The sequence below is a fragment of the Deinococcus sp. NW-56 genome (genome assembly GCF_002953415.1).
Lineage (GTDB): Bacteria > Deinococcota > Deinococci > Deinococcales > Deinococcaceae > Deinococcus.
In genome coordinates, this window is sequence record NZ_CP026516.1 from 536173 (window position 1) to 542500 (window position 6328).

At 69.3% G+C, this 6328-nt stretch carries 5 protein-coding genes (1 of these 5 cut by a window edge); 4 read left to right on the plus strand and 1 reads right to left on the minus strand.

Going from position 1 to position 6328, the window contains the following annotated elements; translation table 11 throughout:
• Position 1 precedes the first annotated feature (1 nt).
• The 4 genes from paaD to C3K08_RS18360 all read left to right on the plus strand — a co-directional run bounded on the left by paaD (position 2) and on the right by C3K08_RS18360 (position 5879).
• Positions 2 to 496 carry a 1,2-phenylacetyl-CoA epoxidase subunit PaaD gene (gene paaD, locus C3K08_RS02855; protein WP_104989952.1) on the plus strand — a complete coding sequence of 165 codons (495 nt, stop codon included), beginning with the start codon at positions 2 to 4 and terminating at the stop codon, positions 494 to 496.
• Between the two features lie 53 nt (positions 497 to 549).
• Positions 550 to 1050, plus strand: a complete 501-nt coding sequence (locus C3K08_RS18875; protein ID WP_104989953.1) for a DUF3592 domain-containing protein — start codon at positions 550 to 552, stop codon at positions 1048 to 1050.
• Positions 1047 to 3137: a phenylacetic acid degradation bifunctional protein PaaZ gene (paaZ, locus tag C3K08_RS02865; RefSeq protein ID WP_104989954.1), complete on the plus strand. Its 2091-nt coding sequence runs from the start codon at positions 1047 to 1049 to the stop codon at positions 3135 to 3137. The genes C3K08_RS18875 and paaZ overlap by 4 nt, the downstream gene beginning before the upstream one ends.
• 165 nt (positions 3138 to 3302) lie before the next feature.
• The gene (locus tag C3K08_RS18360) at positions 3303 to 5879 is read left to right on the plus strand and encodes a DUF937 domain-containing protein (RefSeq protein ID WP_158679821.1); all 2577 of its coding nucleotides are present in this window, start codon (positions 3303 to 3305) and stop codon (positions 5877 to 5879) included.
• A gap of 48 nt (positions 5880 to 5927) precedes the next feature.
• Here C3K08_RS18360 and C3K08_RS02875 read toward each other — a convergent pair whose 3' ends face one another.
• Positions 5928 to 6328: the 3' portion of a phosphodiester glycosidase family protein gene (locus C3K08_RS02875; RefSeq protein ID WP_234009213.1), read on the minus strand. It continues 292 nt past the right edge of the window; the window shows 401 of its 693 coding nt (coding positions 293-693); its start codon lies beyond the right edge, outside the window — the gene reads right to left on this strand; its stop codon occupies positions 5928 to 5930.

Below are 6328 nucleotides of genomic sequence, written 5' to 3' on the forward strand. Positions count from 1 at the left end.
CATGACGACCTCCACCGTCACCCCCGAACAGGTCTGGACCGCGCTCGCCACCGTGCCCGACCCTGAGATTCCCGTCGTCTCCGTGACCGACATGGGCATGGTCCGGGACGTGACGGTGGACGGCGGGCGGGTCAGCGTGACCTTCACGCCCACCTTCTCCGGCTGCCCGGCCCTGCACGTCATCCGCGACTCCATTGGGGAGGCGGTGCGGGCGCTGGGCGTGCAGGACGTGGAGGTGAGGAGTACCCTCACGCCCCCCTGGACGACCGACTGGATTCAGCCCGACGCCCGCGAACGCCTGCGCCAGTACGGGATCGCGCCCCCGGCTCCAGCGGGCGACTCGCCCCTGATCACCCTCGACATTGAACCGACCCGTTGCCCCCGGTGCAGCAGCTTCAACGTGCGAATGACCGGCAGCTTCGGTCCGACGCTGTGCAAGCGGCTGTACGTGTGCGATAGCTGCAAGGAGCCGTTTGAGGGATTTAAGAGCGTTTGAGGCGCCAATTCCGATCCGTGCAGCAGAGTGTTCTGGAATAGACTGAAGCTGCTGTGTTGGCTCGCCTGTTCTGGACTCTATTTATTTCAATTTTTGGGATCTCGACCCTATTTACCTTTGTCAGCTACACGGTTCGGTTCTTCGCGGCGAACTCATATCAGAGTACTGAGGGCCGCGTCCTCCAGTTGGACTATGACCCCTTTCAGGGTGGCAAGCGACTTCGGGATTGTCGTCTTCGGTACGTCTACGAAGTGGGCGAACGGACATATGAAGGCACCAGGGACGGAGGTGCAGTCGGCATAGAGGGCTTGAGTGGTGCAAACTCCCTATGCCGCAGGCGCGAACTTCGTCAGGATTCCCCCGTAATAGACATTGGCTCGCCCGTAGAAGTTCTCTACGATCCCGACCAACCTCAGCTCTCAATGACCCGTGCGGAGTTTCCACGAGGCATCCTGTGGACGGTGGGGCTCGTCACCCTATTTTGGCTGGGAGGTTTGTACGCCCTTTGGGTTCCTTCCGCCCGGCCAGCCTCCCCATCCAAGGAGCATTCATGACCACCCTTCCCACCCCTGACCTCCTCCGCCCGGCCTCCTACGTGTACGGCACCTGGCACGCCAACCCCGACGGCGAAACACTGGTAGATGCCATCTACGGCCGCCCCGTCGCCATCATCTCCTCCGAGGGGGTGGATTTCGCGCAGGCGCTCGCTTACGGGCGCGACGTGGGTGGCCCGGCCATCCGCAAACTGACCTTCCACGCGCGGGCGCGGGCGCTGCGGGCGCTGGCGACGTATCTGATGGAGCGCAAGGAGGACTACTACACCCTCAACCTGCTGACCGGCGCGACCCGCCGCGACGGGTGGGTGGATATCGAGGGCGGCATCGGCACCCTGTTCTCCTACGCCAGCCTCGCCCGCCGCGAGCTGCCCGACGAGCGCTTCCTGCCCGACGGCAAGGTGGAGCAGCTCGGCAAGGGGGGCACCTTTGTGGGCCGCCACATCCTGGTGCCGCGCGACGGGGTGGCGGTGCAGATCAACGCCTACAACTTCCCGGTCTGGGGAATGCTGGAAAAACTCGCCCCTGCCTTCATCGCGGGGATGCCCAGCCTCGTCAAGCCCGCCCCGCAGACGGCCTACCTCACCGAACGGGTGGTGCGCGACATCGTGGCGTCGGGCCTGCTGCCCGAAGGGGCGCTGCAACTCGTGACGGGCGACCCCGGCGACCTGCTGGACCACCTGGAGGAACAGGACATGGTGGCCTTCACGGGCTCGGCGGCGACGGCGCAAAAGCTCAAGGTCCACCCGAACATCGTCGCCCGCAACGTGCCCTTCGTGACCGAGGCCGACAGCCTGAACGCCTCCGTGCTGGGCCTGACCGTGCGCCCGGAGGATCCCGAGTTCGCCCTCTACATCAAAGAAGTCGCCCGCGAGATCACTGGAAAGGCCGGGCAGAAGTGCACCGCCATCCGCCGCGCCCTGGTGCCCCGCGACCGGGTGGAGGCCGTCGTCGAGGCCCTCCGCAAGGAACTCGGCAAGGTTACCGTGGGCGACCCCGCCCGCGACGACGTGCGGATGGGCGCCCTCGTGAGCACCGCCCAGCGTGAGCGGGTGCAGGCCACCCTGGAGGCCCTGCGCGAGGAGGCCCGCGTGGTGATCGGCGGCGAGGAACGCGACCTGCTGGGCGGCGACCGCGAGAAGGGCGCTTTCCTCGACCCCACCGTGCTGCTGTGCAACTCGCCCCTGACCGCCCGTGGCCCGCACGAGCTCGAAGCCTTCGGCCCGGTGGCGACCCTGCTGCCCTACGACACGCTGGACGACGCGGTGCGGCTCGCCCGGATGGGCCGGGGCAGCCTCGCCGGGAGCATCATCACCCACGACCGCACCGAGGCGACCGAGCTGGTGATGGGCCTGGCGAGCACCCACGGCCGCCTGCTGGTCCTTAACCGCGACAACGCCAGGGAGAACACCGGGCACGGCAGCCCCCTGCCCCAGCTTAAGCACGGTGGCCCCGGTCGCGCGGGGGGCGGCGAGGAACTCGCGGGCGCAGCAGGCATCAAGCACCACATGAACAAGGTGGCGGTGCAGGCCGACCCCACCACGCTGGCCGCCGTGACCCGCGAGTACGTCCCCGGCGCCGAGGTGCGCGAGGACGTGGTGCATCCTTTCCGTAAGTCCTTCGACGAGATTCAGGTCGGCGACAGCCTGCTGACCCACCGCCGCACCGTCACCGAGGCGGACATCGTGAACTTCGCGGGCCTGACCGGGGACCACTTCTACGCCCATGTGGACGAGATCGGCGCGAAGGAGGGCATCTTCGGGAAGCGGGTGGCGCACGGTTACTTCTTGATCTCGGCCGCCGCCGGGCAGTTCGTCTCCGCCGCGCCGGGGCTGGTGCTGGCGAACTACGGGTTGGAGAACCTGCGCTTCATCACGCCGGTGGGCATCGGCGACACTATCCGCACCCGCTTGACCTGCAAGCGCAAGATTCGCAAGGACCTGCGCCCCGGCGAAACCCGGCCGACCGGCGTGGTCGAGTGGCGGGCCGAGATCACCAACCAGAACGAGGAACTCGTCGCCACCTACGACATCCTGACCCTGGTGGAGCGGGCGCGGGACGGGGTGGACCCGGCGCTGGACGCGTAAGGCCAGCGGGGAAGAGGGGGAGGGCCACCCGGCCTTCCCTCTTTGTCTTAGGAAAAGGTCATGGTGACGGTCAGGGCGCGGCTGCGGCGCTGGGGTACGTTGAGCCGGGCCGCCCCAGTGGGCGGCAGTTTCCCACGCCCCTTCCCTGTCTGCCCAGGAGCCTGCATGACCGTGAATGATCCGCTCGTTTCCTTTTTCGGCCCCGCGACGCCCGCTCTGGGCGAGATCGCCGGGCTGTCCCCCGCCGACTCCGGCCGCGTGCTGGAAGGCGGCCTCCCCCTGCTCGTGCAGGCGCTGGCCGACACCGACCGCACACTGGAAGGCCGGGCTGCCATTGACCAAGCTTACGCAGCCATCCCCAACTTTCCCAGCGTGGACGCGGCCCTGTCGGCCCCCGGCGGCGCCTCCGAGCTGATGCAGGCGGGCGAGGTGCTTTCCGCGAACGTGCTGCGCGAGCCGCTGCCGTCCATCGCGGCTCGGCTCGGCTCGGCGGATTCGGCGGGCGCCACCCGCCTGCTCCAGCTTGCCCTGCCTCTCCTGCTGAGCCTGCTCGCGGGGCGGGGCCTGCGGCCCGGCGATCTGGTGGGAACGGCCACGGTGGGAAGCACGGGAACGGCCCCCATCGCCGCTGGGCTGACCGCTGCCGGGCTGCTCGAAACCCTGCGCGGTCACCTGGGCGGGTCGTCGGGCGAGGCGCTGGGCCGCGCCGCCGGATTCACCTCCAGCACGGCGGGTCGTGCGGCGGCCGCCTCCCTCCCCGTCCTCCTCGCCGCCATCGCCCGCAAGGGGCAGGACGAGGCCGGAGCCGCCGACCTCCTGAACCGCAGCCGCGATCTTGAGGGATTGGCCGCCGGGAGTCTCCCCAGCGATCCCGCCGAGGTCACCCGGCTGGAGGGGCAGGGCCGTCCGCTCGTCACGCACCTGTTCGGCTCCGCCGACGCCGTGACTGGGCGCCTTGGCTCGGCGGTGGGCGGCTCGGGGGCCAGTGCCGGAAAACTGCTGGCGCTCCTCGCCCCCGTGGTGTTGGGGCTGCTGGGCCGCGAGGCTCGGGTCAGTGGCACCAATGCGGCAGGCCTCAGCCGGGTGATGGGTGACCTGCCAGGCCTGCTGCCGGGGCTGATCCCACCGGGCATGTCGGGCCTCTCCGCTCTGCTGAATCCGCCCACCGTCGTGGCAGCGACTCCCCAGGTGCGGGCTGCTCCTGCGCCCCGGCCTGCCCCCGCTCCCGCCACCAGCACGACGACCAGCACGACCACCGTCACCCAGACCCGGCGGCGCGGTGGCTTTCCCTGGTGGCTGATTCCCCTGCTGCTGGTGCTGGGCCTGGGCGGCTGCTGGCTGACCCAGCAGAATGACCGCGAACCCACGACCGCCAGCGCCCCCGCCGCGACCCAGGGCGATGGCGAGAGCATCCTGGTCACCAACCCGACCTCGGACGCCGACCTGCCCGCCGAACCTTTCGTCATGAGCGGGACGGCGGCTCCCGGCGTGACCCTCACCATCTCCGACGAGGGGGATGAGGTCGCCACCTCCACCGTGGACGACGCGGGCAACTGGGAAGCCCAGATTCCGGCGCCCACGCCCGGCGAGCACACCTACACGGTGGAAGGCTCGGACGGCACCCAGAGCCAGTTCAAGGTCAACGTCGTGGACGGGGCGGCGGCCGCGCCCGGCGACGGCGAGAGCATCCTCGTGACCAACCCCACCGCCGGGGCCAATCTCCCCGCCGAACCCTTCGAGATGAGCGGCACCGCCGCGCCCGGCATCACCCTCACCGTCTCTGACCAGGGTCAGGAGGTCGCCACCGCGACGGTGGACGACGCGGGCAACTGGCAGGCTCAACTTCCTGCCCCCACCCTCGGGGAACACGTCTACACCGTGGAAGGCTCCGATGGCACCCAGAGCCAGTTCAGAGTGAATGTCGTGAAGGATGCTGCGGCCACGACGGGCGCGGGTACGGGCGCCGCCGACGGCGACAGCGCAGCGGCGGAGAGCCCAGCGCAGGATGAAGCCAGCGAGACCACCATCCCGGCCACTCAGCCGAGTGGCGGAACTGGTGCGTCGGGCGCGACGACTGCGCCCTCCCGCCCAGCCGCCGGAACTCCGGCGACGCAAACCCCAGCCACGCCTCCTGCTGCTGCGGCCACAGGTGATGCAACCGACACCACGGCGACGGAGCCGACCGAACCCGCAGCCGCCTTCGCCATTGCCGAGCCTGCGGCCGACGCCGAACTCCCGGCCGGGGGCTTCACGCTGAGCGGCACGGGTGAGCCCGGCCAGAGCGTGCAGATTCTGGAAGACGGCACCAGCCTCGGCACCGTCACGGTCGCGGACGACGGTACCTGGAGCCTTGACGTGCCCAGCCCCGCCGAGGGTGCCCACACCTACGCCGTGCAGGACGAGGCGGGCACCGAACTCTCCAGCGTGACGGTGACTGTAGCCGCCGCCGATCCCACCGCCAGCGCCGCCACCTGCGACGAGTCCTACAGCCTCAGCATCTCCGACGGCCAGACGGTGAGCGAGCCTTTCCGCTTCGGCGGGGTGGGTGCGGGCGAGGGCTACCTTGTGACCGTGCGCCGGGGCGAGCGGGTCGTGGGCACCAAGCGGGTTCCGCTCGACAGCACCTGCGGCTGGAGCTACCAGAGCCGCCCCGGTCCCGGTGAATTGACCTATGAGGTGCGTCCGCTGGAAAACCCCAATGCCGAGCCCCTCAGCACCGTCAACCTGACTGTCGCCAACTGACCTCTTGCACCTTCGTAGGCCGCCTCTTCGGGGGCGGTTTTTGCCTGCTTAGCGGCTAACGGTCCAGATTCCGGCGAACTCCGCAAACTGCGTATCGGTCTGCGGCGTCGCGTAGGCGCTGATGCTGCCGTCCAGATAGAGGGCGTCCGGACATCCCAGCGTGTCTCGGAAGAACACCGCGAAGCTGTAGAAGTTGACGGGCGCACCGCTCACCACGAAGCGCACCCTCCCGTCCGAGCACACGCCCACGCCACTGCGAACCTTGAAGCTGGTGCCGCTCTTGTTGAAGGCCGGATGCAGCCGCCCCTTTTCGACCAGCAGTGGCCCGGACTGGCTGGCAAAGGTGGGCCGCAGGTCCGCACGGCGATAGGCCTGGGTCTCCGTGACACCCGCCTGCTTGCCCCTGACCCAGAACACCCCGTTCGGCAGCAGGGCGAAGTTGCCGCCCG